Source organism: Thalassospira lucentensis, assembly GCF_011806425.1.
In the GTDB taxonomy this organism is placed as follows: Bacteria; Pseudomonadota; Alphaproteobacteria; order Rhodospirillales; family Thalassospiraceae; genus Thalassospira; species Thalassospira lucentensis_B.
In genome coordinates this window covers 1,190,344-1,211,271 of record NZ_JAATOV010000001.1, presented here as the reverse complement: position 1 = coordinate 1,211,271, position 20,928 = coordinate 1,190,344, and the positions used below count along the sequence as shown (strand labels likewise).

Annotated in this window: 17 protein-coding genes and 1 tRNA gene; 6 read left to right on the top strand and 12 right to left on the bottom strand. The window is 52.1% G+C overall.

The genetic code is table 11. The features are described from left to right. Positions 1–118: 118 nt before the first annotated feature. From HCZ99_RS05610 to HCZ99_RS05600, 3 genes are all read left to right on the top strand, one after another. A complete protein-coding gene (locus tag HCZ99_RS05610) occupies positions 119–925 on the top strand; it encodes a TVP38/TMEM64 family protein (protein ID WP_167445895.1) in 807 nt (268 codons plus the stop codon). Continuing rightward, positions 918–2,345: a dihydrolipoyl dehydrogenase family protein gene (locus HCZ99_RS05605; protein ID WP_167445894.1), complete on the top strand. Its 1,428-nt coding sequence runs from the start codon at positions 918–920 to the stop codon at positions 2,343–2,345. The genes HCZ99_RS05610 and HCZ99_RS05605 overlap by 8 nt, the downstream gene beginning before the upstream one ends. A 67-nt stretch (positions 2,346–2,412) precedes the next feature. Continuing rightward, a complete protein-coding gene (locus HCZ99_RS05600) occupies positions 2,413–3,885 on the top strand; it encodes a sensor histidine kinase (RefSeq protein WP_167445893.1) in 1,473 nt (490 codons plus the stop codon). 235 nt (positions 3,886–4,120) lie between these two features. Here HCZ99_RS05600 and HCZ99_RS05595 read toward each other — a convergent pair whose 3' ends face one another. The 4 genes from HCZ99_RS05595 to HCZ99_RS05580 form a co-directional block, all read right to left on the bottom strand. Next, a complete protein-coding gene (locus HCZ99_RS05595) occupies positions 4,121–4,729 on the bottom strand; it encodes a DNA-3-methyladenine glycosylase I (RefSeq protein ID WP_167445892.1) in 609 nt (202 codons plus the stop codon). A gap of 3 nt (positions 4,730–4,732) precedes the next feature. Continuing rightward, a complete protein-coding gene (locus tag HCZ99_RS05590; RefSeq protein WP_167445891.1) occupies positions 4,733–5,020 on the bottom strand; it encodes a YciI family protein in 288 nt (95 codons plus the stop codon). A gap of 63 nt (positions 5,021–5,083) precedes the next feature. Next, on the bottom strand, positions 5,084–5,659 hold the full coding sequence (locus HCZ99_RS05585; protein WP_167445890.1) for a TetR/AcrR family transcriptional regulator: 576 nt from the start codon (positions 5,657–5,659) through the stop codon (positions 5,084–5,086). A gap of 195 nt (positions 5,660–5,854) precedes the next feature. Beyond that, the gene (locus HCZ99_RS05580) at positions 5,855–7,303 is read right to left on the bottom strand and encodes a TrkH family potassium uptake protein (protein WP_175581385.1); all 1,449 of its coding nucleotides are present in this window, start codon (positions 7,301–7,303) and stop codon (positions 5,855–5,857) included. A 562-nt stretch (positions 7,304–7,865) separates the two neighbouring features. Between HCZ99_RS05580 and HCZ99_RS05575 the strand changes: the two genes are divergently transcribed. Beyond that, the gene (locus tag HCZ99_RS05575) at positions 7,866–9,200 is read left to right on the top strand and encodes a diguanylate cyclase (protein WP_368484232.1); all 1,335 of its coding nucleotides are present in this window, start codon (positions 7,866–7,868) and stop codon (positions 9,198–9,200) included. A gap of 95 nt (positions 9,201–9,295) precedes the next feature. Here the strand turns inward: HCZ99_RS05575 and HCZ99_RS05570 are convergent, their stop codons facing one another. Together HCZ99_RS05570 and HCZ99_RS05565 are read right to left on the bottom strand one after the other, a co-directional pair. Beyond that, positions 9,296–10,303: an aspartate-semialdehyde dehydrogenase gene (locus HCZ99_RS05570; RefSeq protein WP_167445888.1), complete on the bottom strand. Its 1,008-nt coding sequence runs from the start codon at positions 10,301–10,303 to the stop codon at positions 9,296–9,298. A gap of 238 nt (positions 10,304–10,541) precedes the next feature. Beyond that, positions 10,542–11,999, bottom strand: coding sequence for a TrkH family potassium uptake protein (locus HCZ99_RS05565; RefSeq protein ID WP_254869437.1), 1,458 nt, complete (start codon positions 11,997–11,999; stop codon positions 10,542–10,544). A 191-nt stretch (positions 12,000–12,190) separates the two neighbouring features. Here HCZ99_RS05565 and HCZ99_RS05560 point away from each other — a divergent pair, with 191 nt between their 5' ends. Beyond that, positions 12,191–12,970 carry a thermonuclease family protein gene (locus HCZ99_RS05560; RefSeq protein ID WP_254869436.1) on the top strand — a complete coding sequence of 260 codons (780 nt, stop codon included), beginning with the start codon at positions 12,191–12,193 and terminating at the stop codon, positions 12,968–12,970. A gap of 65 nt (positions 12,971–13,035) precedes the next feature. Here HCZ99_RS05560 and HCZ99_RS05555 read toward each other — a convergent pair. From HCZ99_RS05555 to HCZ99_RS05540, 4 genes are all read right to left on the bottom strand, one after another. Next, positions 13,036–13,109, bottom strand: a tRNA-Gly gene (locus tag HCZ99_RS05555). Between the two features lie 92 nt (positions 13,110–13,201). After that, positions 13,202–14,365, bottom strand: a complete 1,164-nt coding sequence (locus HCZ99_RS05550; RefSeq protein ID WP_167445887.1) for a PQQ-dependent sugar dehydrogenase — start codon at positions 14,363–14,365, stop codon at positions 13,202–13,204. Positions 14,366–14,427: 62 nt separating this feature from the next. Further along, positions 14,428–14,907, bottom strand: coding sequence for a xanthine phosphoribosyltransferase (gene gpt / locus HCZ99_RS05545; RefSeq protein ID WP_167445886.1), 480 nt, complete (start codon positions 14,905–14,907; stop codon positions 14,428–14,430). A gap of 210 nt (positions 14,908–15,117) precedes the next feature. Beyond that, positions 15,118–16,713 carry a tetratricopeptide repeat protein gene (locus HCZ99_RS05540; protein WP_167445885.1) on the bottom strand — a complete coding sequence of 532 codons (1,596 nt, stop codon included), beginning with the start codon at positions 16,711–16,713 and terminating at the stop codon, positions 15,118–15,120. A gap of 450 nt (positions 16,714–17,163) precedes the next feature. Here HCZ99_RS05540 and HCZ99_RS05535 point away from each other — a divergent pair, with 450 nt between their 5' ends. Beyond that, positions 17,164–18,822 (top strand): methyl-accepting chemotaxis protein, encoded by a 1,659-nt coding sequence (locus HCZ99_RS05535; protein ID WP_167445884.1) that lies wholly within the window; start codon positions 17,164–17,166, stop codon positions 18,820–18,822. A gap of 76 nt (positions 18,823–18,898) precedes the next feature. Here HCZ99_RS05535 and HCZ99_RS05530 read toward each other — a convergent pair whose 3' ends face one another. Further along, on the bottom strand, positions 18,899–19,339 hold the full coding sequence (locus tag HCZ99_RS05530) for a GNAT family N-acetyltransferase (protein WP_167445883.1): 441 nt from the start codon (positions 19,337–19,339) through the stop codon (positions 18,899–18,901). Positions 19,340–19,360: 21 nt separating this feature from the next. Beyond that, positions 19,361–20,923 carry a 2-polyprenylphenol 6-hydroxylase gene (gene ubiB / locus HCZ99_RS05525; RefSeq protein WP_167445882.1) on the bottom strand — a complete coding sequence of 521 codons (1,563 nt, stop codon included), beginning with the start codon at positions 20,921–20,923 and terminating at the stop codon, positions 19,361–19,363. Positions 20,924–20,928 lie beyond the last annotated feature (5 nt).

The following is a 20,928-nucleotide window of genomic DNA, read 5'->3' as shown; positions in this document are numbered from 1 at the left end:
CAATGGTGAAAGCAGTTCATAAGCATTGGGCACGATTTCGTTCTAGTGTTGGAAAAATTAATGCAATCCTGTTTATAGGTCTTTGCGCCAACCCCTTCATGCAAAAGGCGTAAAACGCATGGCATCGAAAAGCTCAATGACACCTGATCTGGCTGATAAAGACACAAAACATTCTCCGTCCCCCGCATCTGGCGGCAAGCCACTTTGGCGCAAGTTATGGCCGATCGCCATATTGCTGGCTGGTTTGGCAATTGCGAGGTCGGCTGGTGTTCTCGATTTTCTGTCATTTGATACGCTGCGCGACAATCGCCTGATCTTGCGCGACTTTGTCAGCAACAACCCCGCGGTTAGCGTCATTACCTTCATGGCGATTTATGCCGTATCAGTCGCACTTTCCTTGCCAATCGGATCACTTTTAACGATAGCAGGCGGGTTTATGTTTGGTGTCTGGTTGGGCACGGCTTACGTGGTGGTTGCGGCAACGCTTGGGGCGGTGATTGTTTATCTCGCCGCACGCTATGCACTGTATGATCTGATGCATGCCAAGGCCGGTAATGCCATTCGCCGGATGGAATCGGGTTTTGCTGAAAACGCGCTTAGCTACCTGATGGTGCTGCGCCTCATCCCGATTTTCCCATTTTGGTTGGTTAATTTGGTTCCCGCGCTTTTAGGAGTCAAAATACGGTCCTTTATCTTGGGTACAGTCATCGGCATCATCCCCGGCACGTTTGTTTATGTTTCCATCGGCGATGGATTGGGGGCCTTGTTTGACCAGGGCAAAACGCCCGATCTTGGCGTCATCTTCGAACCGCGCATTCTGACCCCGATCATCGGACTTGCCGTTTTGGCAATGCTTCCGGTTGCCTATAAAAAGCTGCGCAAAAATAGCAATAAGGCCCCATTGGATGCCGCAATTGATGAATAACGTTATCAAAACAGATATCTGTGTGATTGGTGCCGGGTCCGGCGGACTTTCGGTTGCGGCTGGTGCGGTGCAAATGGGTGCCGATGTTGTCCTGATTGAAAAGGGCAAGATGGGCGGTGACTGCCTTAATACCGGATGTGTCCCATCAAAGGCGTTGCTTGCGGCCGGCCATGCCGCGGAAAATGCCCGAACCGCTGGGCGTTTTGGGGTTTCAGCTGGGCCGGTTAAAGTCGATTTTGCCAAGGCAATGGAACATGTCCATGGCGTGATCGCGGGCATTGCACCGCACGATTCAGTTGCTCGTTTCGAAGAATTGGGCTGCACCGTCATTCAAGCCGAAGCAAAGTTTACGTCCCCAACTGAACTTGTTGCCGGCGGCAAAACCATTCATGCAAAACGGTTTGTTATCGCAACCGGATCACGGGCCGCTGTGCCACCGATTAACGGCTTGGACACGGTTTCATACTTCACCAACGAAACCATCTTTGAGAACAATACCTGCCCGGATCATTTGATCATCGTCGGCGGCGGCCCGATCGGCCTTGAAATGGCACAGGCCCACCGGCAGCTGGGTGCCAAGGTCACTGTCATTGAAATGGCAACCATCCTGCCCAAAGACGATCCAGACTTGGTTGACGTTGTGCGCACCGAAATCGACGCATCTGGCATTAGCCTTTATGAAAACGCCAAAACCGAAAAGGTCGAACCAAATGGCGATCAAATCCGCGTTGTGATCACACATAACGGGGCAGAGATCACCATCGAAGGCAGTCACCTTTTGCTGGCAACCGGGCGCGCACCGAATGTCGATAACCTTGGCCTCAAAGAAGCCGACATCAAATTTGACCGCAGCGGCATCGAAGTCGACGCACGTCTCAGAACAAGCAACAAAAAGATATTTGCCATCGGCGACGTGACGGGTGGTCTGCAATTTACCCATATGGCCGGATATGACGCTGGCATTGTTATTCGAAATGCCCTGTTTCGTCTGCCGGCAAAAGTCAATCACGATGCCGTGCCATGGGTAACCTATACCAGCCCCGAACTGGCCCAAGTCGGGCTGAATGAAACCGCTGCACGCGAAAAATTCGGCGACACCATTCGGGTCGTGACGTGGGATTATTCGGAAAATGACCGTGCCCGGGCCGAAGACGCAAAACAGGGCTTTATCAAAGTCATCACAAAATCAAACGGTCAGATTTTGGGGGTGGGCATTGTCGGACGCCAAGCTGGCGAGTTGATTAGCATCTGGACCTTGGCGATTTCACAGAAAATGAAAATCGGCGCGATGGCCGGGTTTATTGCGCCGTACCCGACCCTTGGCGAATTGTCCAAACGGGTTGCCGGGGCGTGGTACACACCGAAATTGTTCAGCGAAAAAACCCGAAAACTCGTTCTGTTCTTGTTAAAGTTCGCATAAGGCCGTTATCTGCGCCGATGTCGCTGTATCTCTGTACATTTTCATGCGTCTCTGACTAACATCGCCGATGGAAAAACCGCATCTTAAACTGCCCCCTTGGGCCAAATCACTGTCGGCACGCTTATTGGTGCTTACCGTCAGTTTTGTGATGCTTGCAGAAGTCTTTGTTTTTGCTCCCTCAGTTGCGCGTTTTCGCATTGATTGGTTCGAATCCCATCTGGATTCCGGATATTTGGCGGCCCTTGCCCTTGAAGCCACCCCCGATCAAATGATCCCCGATGATTTGGAAAAGGAATTACTGTCCAATGCCGGGATCGAAGCCGTTATTTTACGCCGTGCGGATCGCAAATTACTGCTTCAACGCGATGATATGCCCGCCAAAATCGACAAAGATGTCGATTTAACCCGCTTTTCCATTCCGATGGCCTTGTTCGAGGGTTTATCCACCCTAACCCAAACCGGAAACCGGATGTTGCGCGTGGTCGGCATGCCATCGATGGCCCCGGACTTTAAGATCGAAATTCTGGTTCACGAAAAGGCGCTGACCAAAGCGACGCGTGATTTTGGCTGGCGGGTGATGGGCCTGTCTTTGATGATTTCGTTCTTTACCGCCGGACTGGTGTATTTTGCACTTAATCGCATGATGGTCCGCCCCATGCGGACACTCACCCGGGATATGATCCGGTTTCGCGAAACCCCACAGGACAAAACAGCTGTCATTGATCCGGGGGATCGCGATGATGAAATCGGTGTGGCACGTCAGGAACTGGCAAATATGCAGCAAGATCTGCAAGCCATGCTTAATCAACGCAGACGCCTGGCCGCACTTGGCACGGCGGCCACCAAAATCAGCCACGATCTGCGCAACGCCTTGGCAACATCGATGCTAATGACCGAACAGCTTGCCAAAAGTCAGGACGACGAGGTCCGCGCGGTCGTGCCCCGGCTGCTGTCTTCGATGGAACGTGCTGTCTATATCAGTGAACAAACATTATCCTTTGCCCGCGAAACGCCGCCACCGCGTGACTTGGTTAAATTCACGCTTGTCGAATTGATCGAAGAAGTCCGCGATCAGATTTTGCTGCATAAGCCTGATCCGCTGACGGACGGCGCACCGCGGGATAAAGCAGCACAAACACAACCATGCACCGCCCAGATCAAGATCAATCTGCCCGATACGGTGATGCTAGAAGCAGACTACGAAATGCTGTTTCGCGCCTTTAGCAATTTGATCAGAAACCCACTGGAAGCCGGGGCAGACGAAGTAACGATCTCCCTCCTGCCGCCAGAGGGTCAAAATCAACCGCCTGAAAGCGAGCACCTTATCGAGGTTGTCATCGCCGATAACGGACCGGGCTTGGCGGAAAAAGCAATCAAGAACCTGTTTGTTCCCTTTGCCGGTAGCGGCCGCGAAGGGGGGACAGGACTTGGCCTTGCCATCGCACGCGAATTGATTGCGGTTCATAATGGCGATCTGCGTCTTGCGGCAACCGGGCCAGATGGCGCTGTATTTTGCGTAAAGCTGCCGGTTTCGCTTTGATCGCTTGCATGAACAATGCGCTGGCCCGGAATAAATAGATTTAATCTATCGATTTTAAATTAATAACCGATTTTAACTTTCACTGCCAATTTGGCACTTTGGGACTTAGGGCGATACCGGGCCTAAATCCCGATCCCCGATCCGCTCCTGACCCAGGGTTCGGTATCGTCCTCCCCCGCTCTATCCGACGATCCAGAAACAACATCCCGCACGACAAAATCGATCTGGTTTGAAATCAGGTTGGCCGGATGAATGAACGGCGAATTTCATCGATTTTAGGGCGCAAAAAACATCCCTCTGTGTGATCATTGATCAAGCCCATCGCCTGCATAAAGGCGAACATGGTGGTGGGGCCGACAAACTTCCATCCGCGCTTTTTCAAATCCTTGGACAACGCGACAGAGGTCGGGGATGTCGACATCGTTTGCGGAACGGCAACTTCTTTTTCATCTGGCTCAAACCGCCAAAAATACGCGGCCAATGATCCTTCCTGTTCGATCATCTCGCAGGCCCGCTTGGCGTTATTAATTGCCGCTTCGATCTTGCCGCGATGGCGAATAATACCCGCGTTTTGCAGCAATCTTTCAACATCCTGATCGGTGAACTTTGCGACTTTGTGAAAGTCAAAATCGGCAAATGCAGCGCGAAAGTTCTCCCGCTTTGTCAGGATCGTGCGCCAACTTAGTCCCGATTGAAAACCTTCCAGACAGATCTTCTCAAACAGGCGCTGATCATCCGCCACCGGAAAGCCCCACTCTGTATCGTGGTAAACATCAAAGTCCGGCGCCGTATCACACCATGCGCAACGACATTTCCCATCTGAACCAATTGTGGTTTTCGTCATGCGTCACCCCATCAGAAAATCAAGACGCTCATCCGCCCGTGCCGGCGTGATTTCAAAAATTTCATCCGTAACAATGCCTTCAATGACGAACGGATCATTTTTGATGCGGGCTTGAAGGTCATCACGCGTCACCCCGTGCGCCAGGATTGCACCGCCCAAATTCGTCTGCAAACTACCGACCATCACAAAGACCCCGTCATCGAACCCTTGCTTGATCCACTCTTTATGCCCGTCCATTAATTCCGGCGCTTTTGCCCGGTGTTCAGCGAACTTCAAAAAAACCGCAAACATGGTTTTATCCCTGTATCGTTCATTGATAATGGTGGCGTAATGCAATGATGTGTCGTTTGGTCATCAATGGCGAAGCAACCCGATCTGGTCATCAAGCCAGGCGCACATCAAATCAACTTCACGGCGCAGAAACGCATCATCGTTAAATGCATTTGCAAGTGTTGCCACACCCTGGCTACGACCAAGGATGTGCATTGCCAGTTCATCGGACTTGTCTGCAAATCCAAGCCGCTCGAACTGCCGACGCAGCCAGTTTCTAAACAAGGTAAATAGCGACGCGGCGTTCGGTTGTGCGGCATGATTGAGCTTGGCCAGTTCTGATGACAACGTCCCGACCGGGCAGCCGAATTTTCTGATTTTCTCGCCGTTAAAAATCAGAATGTGAATGAAACTACGAATGCGATCCGCCGGATCATCTCCCTCAATCTCCCAGCGATCCAACATTTGCTCAGTGTTGGCCAGACGGCGGTTAATCACCCCATCAAGGATGTCGTCCTTGGTCTTGAAATGATGATAAAAATTCCCCCTCGAAATACCGACAGCAGATGCAATATCGGCAAAGGATGTTGCCTCGAACCCCTGTTGATAGAACAGAAGATCCGCCGTTTCTAAGATCCGGTCGCGCGTCGCGGTTGCCATTCGAAACTCCTGCACGCTGCCTGCATGCCTCGGTTAAATCTGCCTACGCCCAAAATAGGACGATTGACCTAAAACAAAGAAATAGGTCAATTGTCCTATTTTGTCAATTCACGAAAAGCAAAGACCCGGACGAACGATAAGCTCGACCGGGTCTATGAATTTCGCGACACAATGACTTGATGAAAGTGACGGGTTTTAATCCCGCCAGAAAGCGGGGAATAGCAGCACAAGCACGGTAAAGACTTCAAGGCGCCCGATCAGCATCCCGATCGACATCAACCATTTTGCCCCATCCGGCAGGGTCGCAAAGTTGCCCGATGGCCCAACAATGGGGCCAAGCCCCGGACCGACATTGGCGATTGCTGTGCCCGCACTTGAAACCGCGGTAATGAAATCGAGGCCCATCGCACCAAGGGCCGCTGCCAATACAATGAAGCAAAACACAAACAGGAAGAAGAAGCTCAACACTGATTCAGTGACATCTTCTGACAAGGGTTTGCGGTTGTAATACGCGATGAAAACGCCATGCGGACGCAGCATGTGTGATAGCTGAACTTTGGCAATTTCATATAAAACCTGCAGGCGGAAGATTTTCACCCCGCATGTGGTCGATCCCGCACAGCCACCAATAAACATCACAAAGAAAAATACCGTCACCGCAAACGGCCCCCAAAGGCCGTAATCAGTGGTCGCAAACCCGGTCCCCGTCATCACCGAAACGATATTAAACGACGTATAGCGCAGCGCCGTCAGGAACGGGACCGCGTTGGTTTCGGAATGCCAAAAAGAAATCGCCAAAATGATCGAACAGGCAATGGTCAGAAACCATCGTACCTGACTATCGACAAAAAGTGCCTTTGCCTTACCGCGCAGCATCTGAAGATACAAAATAAACGGCAATGCCCCGGTCGCCATGCCAAGCGTGATAATGACGTCAATCGCGGCACTATCAAAATGACCCACCGATGAGTCCTTGGTCGAAAACCCACCCGTGGCAATCGTCGTCATCGCATGTGCAAGCGCATCAAAGGGTGTCATTCCCGCCCACCAAAGCATAATCGTCCAAAGGGCGGTAAAGCTCAGATACAAAACAGCGATGCCCATCGCGATCTGCGTTGCGCGTGGGAACGCCTTATCGGATTTATCCGAGTTTTCCATTCGGAAAAGCTGCATCCCACCAACACGCAGCATCGGCATGACCGCAATGGCCATAACAATGATCCCGATCCCGCCAAGCCACTGTAATAGTGCTCGCCACAACAAAATGCCCTGTGGTGCGGTATCGAGCCCGACAATCACCGTCGATCCGGTGGTGGAAATCCCCGACATCGCTTCAAAAAAGGCGTCGGTATAGGACATATCAAGATCAGAAAACGCAAACGGAAGGGCGGATGCAGCCGTCAAAACCAGCCAGCTGAGCGTCGTCAGGATAAAAGCCTGCCGCGCATTGATTTTCAGGTTTTCCGTGCGGTTCATCATGATCATTGCGCCGCCAACAAACAGCGACACAAAAGATGCGGCCGAAAACACGATCCAGTCTGACTGACCGTAATAAAGATCAACCAGCGCCGGCACAAACATGCCCACCGCCAACGTGCAAAGCAGGATGCCAATGATGAAAAGAATAGGACGAAAATCGATCAATGAAACGCCTCTTGGCATGTTTGCCGCGCTGCTTTGACAATCGCCAAATCAGCTTGATTATGTGCCGTTGAATTTTGCTGGGTCACTGCATAACCGAATTTGCGCACGTTATGTACCCTCTTCGTCATAAGTTGGCGAATTCTTCGCGCATGCGCGCGCAAAGTCCAGTCCTTTTCACCCACATCTTTTTGATATGCCAACATCACAATGGGCAGAAATCGGCCATATATGGGTTGGCATCGGGTGTTATCACCGCTATATCGACGTCTTGATCATATTTGATCCTGCTTATTTAAATCCTGCCGATTGCGTTATCGATCACGCCCAATCAATCCGTCAGACCAATTCATACCAATTCAACCCATGCAATCGTTTTGAATTTCGCCTAGATTTACGCAAACAGATTCAGCGCTAAACAAAAAATTGCAGTGCAGGGCATTACTTTATTTGGAGGCTTTCCAACTTGGGAAAGAAATTATACTTCGCGATCGTCTTGTGTTTTCTGTTGGCAGCAGGCTTTCTAACCACAAGTTTTGTCAGCTTTAATGTCGCACGGGACGCTGTGGAAACACAGATTTCGGAAAGCACTTTGCCGCTTACCAGCGACAACATTTATTCTGAAATCCAACGCGACCTCCTGCAGCCAATTTTCATCTCGTCACTGATGGGGCACGATACTTTTGTGCGTGACTGGGTGTTGGCCGGTGAAGAAGATGATGAAAACATCATCAAGTATCTTGGCGAAATTCAACGCCGCTACGATACGATTACGTCCTATTTCATTTCCGAGAAAACCCGCAATTACTATCACCCAAGCGGGATTGTCAAAAAAATCTCCGAAGAAGACCCGGACGACGTTTGGTATTTTCAGGCCCGCGACAGCGTCAAACCCTATGAGATCAATATCGACAGCGATACGGCTGACCGGTCCCGATTGGCGATTTTTGTCAATTATCAGGTGCGCGATTATGACGGCAATGTCATTGGCGTCACCGGCGTTGGGTTGTCGGTAAATGCGGTGACAAGCCTGATCGAAACCTATCAAAAGCGGTATGGTCGCACGATCTATTTCGTCGACCGCGAAGGCAAAGTCACCCTGAATGGCAGCGAATTTGGCACGGCGAGCTCCCTGCATGAACGGCGCGGGATGCGCTATCACGCGACCCAAATCCTGACCGCGCCCGGATCATCGATTTCTTACGAGGAAGATGGCGCGACCTATTTCGTGAATAGTCGCCTGGTGCCGGAATTTGGTTGGCTTTTGATTGTCGAAGAAAACAACTTCGCGGCCAATGATCGCATCGAAAAAACGCTTCTGCTAAACTTGGGCATTTCGCTGGCCATCACGATTATCGTTGGTTTGATCGCCTATCTGACAATTCGTAATTATCAGAACCGCCTTGAAGAAATGGCATCGCGCGACAAACTCACCGGCACCTATAACCGCCAAGTGTTTGAGATGCTGTTCGATGCCGCGCGAAAGGCGTGCAAACGCAAAGCGCAACCCATGTCGGTGATGACGTTTGACCTTGATAACTTCAAGGGCATTAACGACACCTACGGGCATCCGGGCGGGGATGCTGTCTTGCGCGAAGCTTTGACCAATATCCGCAATCACGTCCGCGACGCTGATATCATCTGCCGCTGGGGTGGTGACGAATTTGTCATCGTCTTCCCAGAAAAAGACCGCCAAGAAGCCTTAAGCACGGCGCGTGATCTTGCCGATCATGTCCGCAGTTCCCCCGTCCGGTTTGGCCGCGAAAACATCAACATCACCATCAGTGCCGGTGTAACCGAATATCGTGACGGCGAAGACATCGACACATTGATGATGCGTGTCGACAATGCGCTTTACACTGCAAAGGCATCGGGCGTGGATCATATTTCACTGGCATAGTTGCTCAACGACCAATGCGCCAAATGGCGTGCCCGACACAAAAAAAACGGCCCCGGTATTTCGGGGCCGTTTTTGTTTTAGTCTGGGACGTTGGCTTAGTCCGCAATCGATGCTTCTGCAATCTGTACGGCGTTCAATGCAGCACCTTTAAGCAGCTGGTCACCGGCAACAAACAGCTCCAAACCATGATCACCAAAGATCAGGTTGGTGCGGATACGACCAACTTCGACGTCGTACTGTTTGGTTGCGGTCAACGGCATTGGATATTTGTTGTTTGCCGGATCATCGACAAGTTTCACACCCTTGGCTTTGGACAGAACGTCACGTGCCGCGTCAGGGGTGACAACTTTTTCGGTTTCGATCACGATGGACTCGGAATGGGTCCGCTCGGTCGGGATACGCACGGCCGTGCATGAAACCGGAAGGTCGGGTGTCCCAAAGATTTTACGGGTTTCCCACGTAACCTTCATTTCTTCGCGGGTGTAGCCATTTTCCTGGAACGTATCAATGTGCGGAATGACATTGAACGCCAACGGCGACGAGAACACTTCTGCCGGAACCGGTTTACCGGCAAGACCCGCGGCCAAACCTTCGCGAAGTTCGTTCATGCCCGGCTGACCAGAACCAGACGCAGCCTGATAGGTCGAAACGATCACTTTTTTCAGGCCAAACGCCTGATGCAGCGGCCAAAGTGCGACAGCCGCAATTGCCGTCGTGCAATTCGGGTTCGCGATCAGCTTCGCCGTTTTGGCAAGGTCGCCATTGATTTCCGGCACGATCAGCGGAACATCGTCATCAAGACGGAACGCTGACGAGTTATCGATAACCAGCGCGCCTTCAGCGATCTGCGGGCCGTATTCCTTGGCGAAATCGCCAGAAACTGCAAGGAAGACAATGTCGCACTGTTTGGCTTCTTCGACAGAAAACAGCGCAACGGTCTTGGTGCCGAACTTAGTCTCGACGGTCTTGCCTGCGGAACGCTCTGACGCGAACAGGGTGAGTTCACCCACAGGGAAGTTACGATCAAACATAACGTTGATCAGCTCGACGCCAACCGCACCGGTTGCGCCGATGACACCGACATGGAGATTTTCGGCACTCATAATAATTGTCTAACCTCTTATAAAATTATTGTCGTAGTCGACGACCGCGATCCATCGCGGGCCGCGCATTATAGGGAATTATCAAGCTAAGGCAAATCTGCCTCGCGATATTGCACCTGGGCGCGCAACTTTTTAGGAAAACATAAGGATCATAACGTCGCGCTTAATCGTTTGTTCCACAAGGGTTTAACCACCCCCGAAACAACGATTGACCGCATACCGAAAGACGCCGGTGTCGTTAGTCCCGCCAGAAAGACGGCATCAGCAAAACCAGAAGGGTCTCAAACTCCAACCGGCCTAGGATCATCGCAACATCCAAAATCCATTTCGCTGAATCTGGAAGCGACTGAAAATTCCCTGCCGGCCCGATGATATTGCCAAGCCCCGGCCCGACGTTGGCAAGGGCCGTTGCCGCCGCACTCATCGATGTGATCAGGTCAAGCCCAGTCAAACCAAGTGCGACCGTCACCACCGCATAGCTCAGCCCCAAAAGACAGACAAAAACGGTCACCGCATTGAAAATATCAGACGTAATTTCATGGCGATCAATACGGCTCACCACGATGGCCGACGGGCTTCGCAGCCGCATGAAATGCGCCTGAAGACCGGTAAAGACCACATACAAACGGAACATCTTAAATCCGCCCGCCGTTGAGCCTGAACAGCCACCGATAAAGGTCGCAAAGAAAAACAGCATCACGGCCGCCGGGCCCCACAACAGATAATCGCCCGATGCGTATCCGGTTGTCGTAATCACCGACACAAGGTTAAACGCCGCCATGGTCAGCGATCGGAAAATGCTGTCATCTGAAATCTGTGCCAACCGCAATGTCAAAAGCAGGGTAAAGACGGAAATGATCAGGCAAAAAAGTTTGATCTGCTGGTTGCCAATCAATGCCTTAAGGCTGCGCTTGCGGATCAAAACCGCATAGGCCGTAAAGGGCAGCGCACCGGCAAACATGAACACGATACCGACCCAGTGCAGCGACAAGCTGGAATCAAACTTGGCAAAGGACAAATCTGACGTGGCATATCCACCCGTCGACAACGTCGTCATGCCGTAATTGATGGCATCAAACCAGTTCATGCCAAAGAACCGATACAGAATGACGCATATAAGCGTCAGCACACTATAAATCGTGACAATCTGCAGGCACATATCGCGAATGCGCGGGCTGAGTTTTTCAGAACGATCTGAACTTTCCATCTGGAAAAGCTGCATGCCGCCAACCCGCATCATCGGCAGAAGGGCAAGCGCGGTAACAATGATCCCAATCCCGCCCAACCACTGCATAATCGAACGCCACACCAACAACCCCGGTGGCATTTGATCAAGCCCGGACAGGACCGTTGACCCGGTTGTCGTCAGGCCGGAAACCGTTTCAAAAACGGCGTCGCAAAAGCTGATCTCAAGCGACGAGTACCACAACGGCAAGGCGCCGGTGATACTGACCGCGATCCAGGAAACAACCGTCAGGACATATCCCTGCCGCGCCGAAACGCGAGGGCCAATATCGGACCGACAGGCAAGACACGCCATGCCCCCCAACCCAATGGTCGTCATGGAAGCTTGCGCAAAAATTCGCCAATCCGGATTGCCGTAATACAAATCCACGGCCGCAGGCACCAACATCGAAAGACCGATGATGATGACCATAACCCCGACGACGAAAAAGATTGGTTGCAGACGAAACAAAGCTGCGTTCCTGAAAGGTGGACCAAAATCCGCTTTTAGCGCCAATTGATGCGAAATGCATCCCGTTATTGGCGCCGATCAATTTAGCACTTCACTAACCCGCAACAGCACAGCCTCCCCAAGCTTGATGAAGCTCGGCTGGCCCGGTCATTATTTCGCCGTTGTTTTTTGCTGTTCTGTTGTTATCGACGATGTACCATCCTCGTAATCGTTCGACCAACCGCAAACATGCCGAGGCCCGTTTGAAACGCTTATCCCGCCTGATGATCCTGATTGCCGTCCCCGCGCTGTTTGCCTTGGCCGTCTATATGCAAGACAAACCCGTTCACGCCGCTGGCGGCGAAGACACGGCAAAGGATGGCCGCACGGCGATTGAGGCAGAAGGGCGCGACATTTTAGTGATTGATGGCGATACCATCATGATCGATGGCAAGGTTGTCGACATTGCTGGCATGGATGCACCGGAACTGGGGCAGCAATGCCGCCACAATGGCAGTTTCTGGGATTGCGGCATGTCTTCGGCCATGCAATTGCGTAAATACTTCGCCATGGCCCCGTTTAAGGTCAAATGCTGGCCCGGTGATACGCAGGGCGACACCGCCACAGACGGCAAGTTTCCAACTGTTGAATGCGGCATAGGAGAGCGCGACGTCGCCGCAGCCATGATCACAGACGGCGAAGCCTTGCCCATTTTGGGCTACTCACACAGCTATGACAGCCTGTCAGCAGAAGCAGAAAATGCCGAAATCGGAATTCATGGCGGCGATATGATCCCGCCCGCCAAATGGCGCGATGGCCAACGTCTTGACGGCGAAGACGGTCGTTGTCTGTTCACCAAAACCGCCAACAACACCTATCTGGGCACGCTTGACCCGCGCTATGCCGACGCCAATCACACAGACGAAACCCGCATTTGCAGCGACGAAGAAGCTCGAAAACTTGGGCTGCATTATCAAACGCCAGCACCGTAAAACGCTTCCCCAACAGCATCGCCAAAAGATGCCATAGACGTTCGTTCTTAAATGAAGGGGAAAGCTGGAGCGGGTGAAGGGAATCGAACCCTCGTATGCAGCTTGGGAAGCTGCCGTTCTACCATTGAACTACACCCGCTTGCGGCGCGCTTTATAGCCCGCTTTTTTGACCGGCGCAAGCAGATCACATATCGGCCCTTAATTAATTTAACGCCCGTGATGATCCTGGCTTTACCCGTTTGGCACCATGCGCCAAATCACACTCGCATGATCATCCGAAATCAGGATAGAGCCATCGACATAGTGTTTCACATCAACCGGGCGGCCAATCACCTCGCCATTGCTGCGCAAAAAGCCGGATAGAAACGGGTTGGCGGTTACCGCTTTGCCATCACGAAATTCAACGCGCATGACCTTATAGCCATCCGGAATGGTGCGGTTCCACGAACCATGCAACGCCACCAGCGCATCCCCATCATCAAATGTAAGACCAAGCGGCGCATTATGGGCGTTAAAGGTAAATTCCGGGAAAATCGGGTCCCCTGGAATCTCTTCATCGTCAAATTGCGGGCTTCTGGTGTCGTTCCCCGCATACCACGGATACCCATAAAAACCGCCCGGCTGTGATGCGCGGTTTAATTCTTCGCGCGGGATATCATCGCCCAATCGATCGCCGCCATTGTCCGTAAACCATAGCTCGTTGGTGTCGGGGTGGAAGGTCAATCCGACGGAATTGCGAATGCCAGTGGCATACACCTTTGGCGCGCCGCCAGCGGTTGGGATTGAAATGATCGTGCCTTCAAGGCCACTGACCTTGCAAATATTGCACGGTGCGCCAACCGCAACAAACAGTCTGGCACCATCAGGCGACAGTGCCGCATACCGCCACCCGTGATGGCGTTCATCTGGAAGGTTGGTAAACAAGATACGCGGCCGACCAAGTGTTTTGCCGTCAAACCCATCTAAATCATAGGACACGATGCGATGCTGATCGGCGACGAACAATGTGCCGGGTTGATAGGCAATGCCGTTTGCCATTTTGAAATCATCGCCAATCAAATTGACCGTTTCGGCCACCCCGTCGCCGTTGTCATCGCGTGCGAAATAAAGGTTCGGGCCACGCGTGCCGACAAAGACACCCTTAAGTTCTGGCGCAACGGCGATAGACCGGGCATTGGGAATTTCGGCAAAAACTGTCAGGCGATAGCCAGCTTCGCCCGTCAAAAGCGATTTCGTTTTGGTGGTTCTGTCAAACAAATCTTGCGCCATCGCAGGCCCATGAAACAGGCCAACACCGACAAACGACAATAAGGACACGCAAACGCACAAACGCCCGGCCCATCGGGCCGCACACAGGGCAAGACGATGGAAGACCGGGCGTATTTCTGTACACATCCTGTACTCTCCTTGTCTGGCTTAATCGCCGACAGGATATACCAAAATGTATCTTAGGTCGATTAGCGTACCCGCTCTGAAATCGGGGCGTTCACAGACAATTCCATATCCCACGGGAAATAAATCCATGTATCTTGGGATACTTCCGTGACAAAGCTGTCAACGATTTCACGGCCAAGCGGCTTGGCATAGACCGTTGCGAAATGTGCCTTTGGCAATTTTTCGCGCACCGCCTTGGCGGTTTTGCCGGTGTCGACAAGATCGTCAATGATCAGCATATCCGTGCCATCACCTTCGATGCCTTTAAGCCATTCAAGATCGCCACGTGTTTTATCGGAATAACTGCGAATACAAACCGTATCAATCAGGCGAATATCAAGTTCACGTGCGATAATCGCGGCCGGCACAAGACCACCACGGGTAATCGCAATAATGCCCTTATACGGTCCCAGTTCCAAAAGACGCCACGCCAATGCACGTGCGTCGCGATGCATCTGTTCCCACGAAACCGGGAAACCTTTGTTATAAGCAGCTTCGCTCACAAGAATTCTCCTGCGCCAGATCTATTGGCTAAAACGGGTTATCTTCACATCGGAACCGATGACACACCGTCAAGCAAGCTCCGCTGTCTAAGAAATTAAGGCGCTTACCTACGCTTTGTCTGCCCATATGGCAAGTTTTCGCTGCGGATTTCGCGCACGATCGCGCATTGAAAATCGCGCGTGGCTCTAAACCAAACCCATTTCTTTTTATCACATAGGCGTTTGCGCGTTTTTTCGTGCCTGCAACAATGTTGAAAAATCAGCCGATAATTTTTCAACCGGTGCAGACCAATCCGCAGGCTTTTGTTGGCGATAGATTCGCATGCTCGGATACCACGGGCTGTCGGCACGATCCGCCATCCAGCGCCAGTCGGTTGTGTAAAGTTGCAACATCCAAACCGGAAGCCCCATCGCACCTGCCAAATGGGCCGGGGCACTGTCGATGGTGATGATCAAATCCATCGCCTGCATTAACGCGGCACTATCGCCAAAATCATGGATGTGATCGCCAAGGTCAGTGACAAAGGCCATAACACCAAGTTTTCCAATATCTGCCCGACGGTCATCGACCTGAAAACTGTAAAATGCCGCCCCCTTGGCCGACAAAATCGGCAAAAGCATATCCAGAGGACAGGAACGATCGCGGGGGTTAAGTTTCCCCGCCCAAATCAGCCCAACCTTAAGCACCGTGCCGCTTGCCGGGGCCAATCGGACCTGCTTGCCTTTCGGTGGCGAAACATACGGGTCGGCAGAAATGCGATTAAGCTCCGCCTCGCCAAGGCCCAGAACATAGGGCAAGCTTAGCAGCGGCACATGCACATCAAACTTGGGCAGTTGGCCGCCTTTTTCAACAATCGAACCACCCCCCGAAACAGTGCGCATAATCGGGATCAGTTCTTTGCGACATTCCACAATGACGTGGGCAGCCCGCTTGGCAACCAATGGGATAAACCGGGCAAATTGGATCATGTCACCGAACCCTTGCTCGGCCCGAAGCAACAATGTCTTACCGCGTAAATCCGCTTTGCCATCCCATTCTGGCGCGCTGTCTAATGGGCGAATGGGATTGTCGGCAAGTTTGCGCCGCGATTCATAGCCCGCCCATCCTTTGGCATAATCGCCCAATGCCAGATGTGCCAGCGCACTGTCCCAATTGGCATCGACATAGTCCGGGTCCATTTCCAACGCCCGATCAAAATAGGTAAGGGCCTCAGAAAATCGGTTCATATCCCGATAAACAAGCCCCGCATTGAACGTGTGCGATTTTATCGTATCGTCGAGTTCAAGCGCCTTTTTATGCGCTGCCAATGCTTCGTCAAAGCGCATCATTTCACGCAGGCAGTTGCCCATATTCGACCAAAGCCCTGCATTATCGGGCCGCAAATCCCCGGCCCGCCGATACGCCATCAGGGCCGCGTCAAAACGCTTACTGCGTCTAAGGGCCACACCAAGATTATTCCAAACATCGGGCTGATCAGGATTTTGACGCAAGGTCGCACTGTAAAGATTGATGGCATCATCAATCTGCCCCGCTTGATGGGCGGCCAATCCACGTTGGAACAGGTCATTCACGGCACTTCGCTTGCCCGCAAAATCGACTTTTGATCCTGATTGTGGATCGGATTTGGTCTCATTCTGCAGGGCTTTGTGAATCACCTTAACCGTCTGTGCTGGCGGCGTTACCGGCGCGACAGCAGCGGATTTTTGATCTGTTGGGTTTTCTGCAATCACATCATCCGACGGAACCGGTTTTTTCGACGTTTTTGCTGTCGACTGCTTTTTGCGCGGTTTACCGGTTTTCGCCATCTACGTTCCCCTGCCCCAGATCCGCTTAATCTGGATCCATTCATCTGTTCGAATCACACGCTGCGACGTCACCATCGATCCACATCGATCTGATTACCGCCCCGCCTATATAAGCACTCTAGTATATTTTGCTAAAAATTACCGCCTGTTTGAGGCGATTTATCCAATTGAATTCCCCCAAACCGAATTATCAACAAAACCATAGATTATTGTTTCGAAAATAAGATTCTTTGGGGTAGCCTTTTGATTGAGAAGCATATGCGCGTTAACACGCATGGCGCTTTCTCCACACAACCATAAAAAAACGTCGATTGTTTTGGATGCTGAACTGCGAAAAAACTACCGGCCATAAAACCGCTAAAGATCAAAAGTCGTCACCGGAAACGACATAACTCAGCGGCTATCTAGGGAACAGGGTGTAAATGGCTTCAAAGGAGCGGGAGACCTTAAATGGCCGAACCAAAAAGATCCGGCGCATCTGTCGGACGTAAAGTTATTCTTGTCATCGTGGTATTACTGGTCGTCGGATTTGGGGCAATGATGACCATCCAAACCGTTTCACAACGCAATGCCATGATTGAAATCATGTACAATGAATCGGTCGAAAAAACCGAAATGCTATCAACGGCGGTTCAACCCGGATTCATTGCAATGGATGGGGCTTCCGTTGAAAAGGAATTTCGTAAAATCACGGATAAGGAAGGCTCCCAGTTGGCAACACTGGAAGCAATCAACCCAACGGGCGATGCGATTGGCAGTTATCAATCCGAAACACTTGCCAAGCACGACCTCACCGCGTTGACAGAACCCTATCTTGAACAAATCGAAAATAAGGAAGTCATCAGCTTTATTTCAGATGATGCCGTGATCGTTGCATCGCCCATCACCAAATATTCCAAACGCCGGGATGCTGACATGTATCGCGGGATGTTGGTCACCGCCTGGAGCCTTGACCGCGTCAATGCCGAGGTCAAACAAGCGATCATTATTCAGCTTGCCCTGGCCAGCGCCATTCTGATTGTCCTTTTGGGCGTCACTTGGTTCGTCCTGCGGCATCAAATTTTGACCCCCATGGTCAAAATCAACGGTGCGATGGCGGCATTGGCCGAAGGCAATCTTGATGTCGATGTTCCGGGCAGTCACCGTAAGGATGAAATCGGTGAAATGGCGTCATCGGTCGAAATCTTTAAGGAAAATGCCAAACGCGTTGCACAGCTTGATCATGAACGCGAACAAGAACGCGCACGGGCCGATGCCACCCGCCGCGATGCCATGAACGGCCTTGCAGGACGGTTTGAACAGACCGTTATGGGCGTTGTGGATGGTGTTTCGGGGGCATCTGGTGAAATGCAGGAAGTCGCCCAAACCATGGTCGCCGCGGTTCAACAAAACGAGGCCGGTTCACAAGCGGTTGTTGCCGCAGTTGAGCAAGCCAATCATAGCGTTGAAACCGTTGCCAGTGCGGCCGAACAACTTTCGGTTTCCATCCGCAACATCAGCACGCGGGTGAATGAAACATCCAACATCACCGCCAATGCAAGCACCGAGGCCACCCGCGTCAATGACATGGTTCAGGGCCTTGATATTTCGGCACAAAAGGTCGGTGAAGTGGTGCAAATCATTCAGGCCATCGCCGAACAAACCAACCTTTTGGCGCTGAATGCCACGATTGAGGCCGCCCGTGCTGGCGATGCTGGCAAGGGCTTTGCCGTTGTCGCCAACGAGGTCAAAAACCTTGCCAACCAGACCGCTCGCGCGACCGAGGATATCTCAGCCCAGATTTCTGGTATTCAAGGATCAACACAAGACGCGGTCGGTGCCATTGATGGCATTACCAGTATCATTTCCAACTTAAATGATATCGCCACCGAAGTTGCCGCCGCCGTGCAAGAACAGGGCACCGCAACCGCCGAGATTTCCACCTCGGTCCAACAAGCGGTTCAAAGCACGCAGGAAGTCACCAACCACATCCACGAGATGCAAGCAGCCGCCCGTCAAACCGGCGAAGCAGCCCATCAGGTGCTTGGTGCGTCTGACAAGCTGAATGCCCAATCAGGCACCCTGCGCGGCGAAGTCAGCAACTTCCTTGATGAAGTCCGCCACAGCTAGGATCATCATTGACCAACAAAAACGCCGTCAGGAAAAACCTGGCGGCGTTTTTTTTGTTCAGATGTGATCGGTGTAACTAGCGCCGCGGCTTTCTGGTCAATGCGGCGTCATCAACGCGCATCATCATCACGTCATCAAGGTCGGCATAGCCATGCTGACGATAAAGCGGCTGCATGTCGTGGGTCGCCAAAAGCCAGCGTTTCACACGCTGCAAATCCGCATGACCATGCAACGCATCAATCATTTTCGCCCCAATGCCGCGCCGACGATAATCAGGATCAACAAACACATCCGCCACATAGGCAATCGCGATAAAATCACTGGCCGCGCGGGCGAAACCAACTTGCTTGCCGTCGCAATACGCGCCAACCGGCACCGACATTTCAACGGATTTATCAAACTCACCGCGTGTTCGACCACCGCCCCAATAAGAATTGGCGATCACCTCATAGCAATATGCCAAATCAAGCCGCGAACGATCCGTGCTAATTTCCACGTCCTTGTCACGACCCAACATCACATACACCCCACGCGGTTTTTAACTGAGCACCACCGCAACGGCCAACACGGCAATCGCCACCCAAAGCAAGAAGGTATGGCGTGAAAATCCGGTGCTTCTCCCCTGAGAATTTGCAGGCTTGCCCCGCATGGCGGCAACCGTATCTGGATGCAGGCGAAGTCCCTGATCGGTAAAGACCGCAGATGCCTGCTCTGCCGCCTCGATAACCCGGGGCAAACGACGCAACATCAAACCAGCCTGAAGGGTTACTTCCTTCACCTTGGCTTCTGGGCCCAAGTTTTCGCGCATCCATTCTTCGATCAATGGGCGCGACAATTCCCACATGTTTTCATTCGGGCTCAGGATCCGTGAAAGCCCCTCGGCAACGATCATGGTTTTTTGCAACATCAACAATTGTGGCTGGGTTTCCATGCCAAATTGTTCGGTAACCTGAAACAACTGGCCCAACAAACGACCAACCGAAATATCGGCCAGCTCTTTGCCCAAAATCGGTTCGCCAATCGAACGGCATGCCTGCTGGAAGTTTTCAAGGGACTGGTTGCGCGGCACATAACCGGCTTCGAAATGGACTTCTGCCACACGGTGATAATCGCGGGTCAAAAAGCCCAAAAGCATTTCAGCCAGATAAAGACGGGTTTGCTTATCAACCCGGCCCATAATGCCAAAATCAACAACACTGACCCGGCCGGTTTCATCGACAAACAAGTTCCCCGGATGCATATCGGCATGGAAAAACCCGTCGCGGAAAACCTGCTGGAAAAACGCACCAGCGGCCTTGGCCAAGAGGGCTGAGCGATCAACGCCCATGCTTTCAAGCGCCTCGACATTGTCGATACGCACCCCTTTGACCCGTTCCATGGTCATCACATGTTCGGCGGTACGTTCCCAATCAATCTGGGGAATGTAATAGGTCGGATCACTTTCGAAGTTATCGCGAAATTCCGATGCCGCTGCGGCTTCAAAACGCAAATCCATCTCAAGATGAACACTGTCTTCAAGCGTCTTGATGGTTTCCACCGGTTTAAGACGGCGCAGGCGCGGCTGGGTCAGCTCGACAATTTCCGCTACCCAATAAAACAGGTCCAGATCACGGGCAAAGCGCAGTCTGGTATCAGGGCGCAGCACCTTAACCGCAACTTCGCGACCATCGGTCGTGGTGGCAAAATGCACCTGTGCGATGGATGCGGCCGCAACCGGTTCGTCATCGAAACTTTCAAACAGAACTTCAAACGGTTCGTCGAGTTGTTCGGTTATAATCCGCCGGGCAATTTTGCCCGAAAACGGCGGCAAGCGATCCTGAAGCGACGAAAGATCCGCAGCAACATCATCGCCAATCAAGTCTGACCGGGTGGCAAGCGTTTGACCAAGCTTGATAAAGGCCGGGCCGAGTTCTTCTAACGCGCTGGCCAAACGTCGTCCCGGACGCATGTCAGATCGACGTGAAAACGGTGCTGTCAGGCGGGCAAAGAATGCAAGGATCTTGCCGCCCGGCACAAGGTCAAGCGGGAAAAGCGCATCATGACGTGCCAGAATACGTGCCATTCCCAGCAGGCGAAAACTGTTCCGAACAAACCGGATCATTCGTG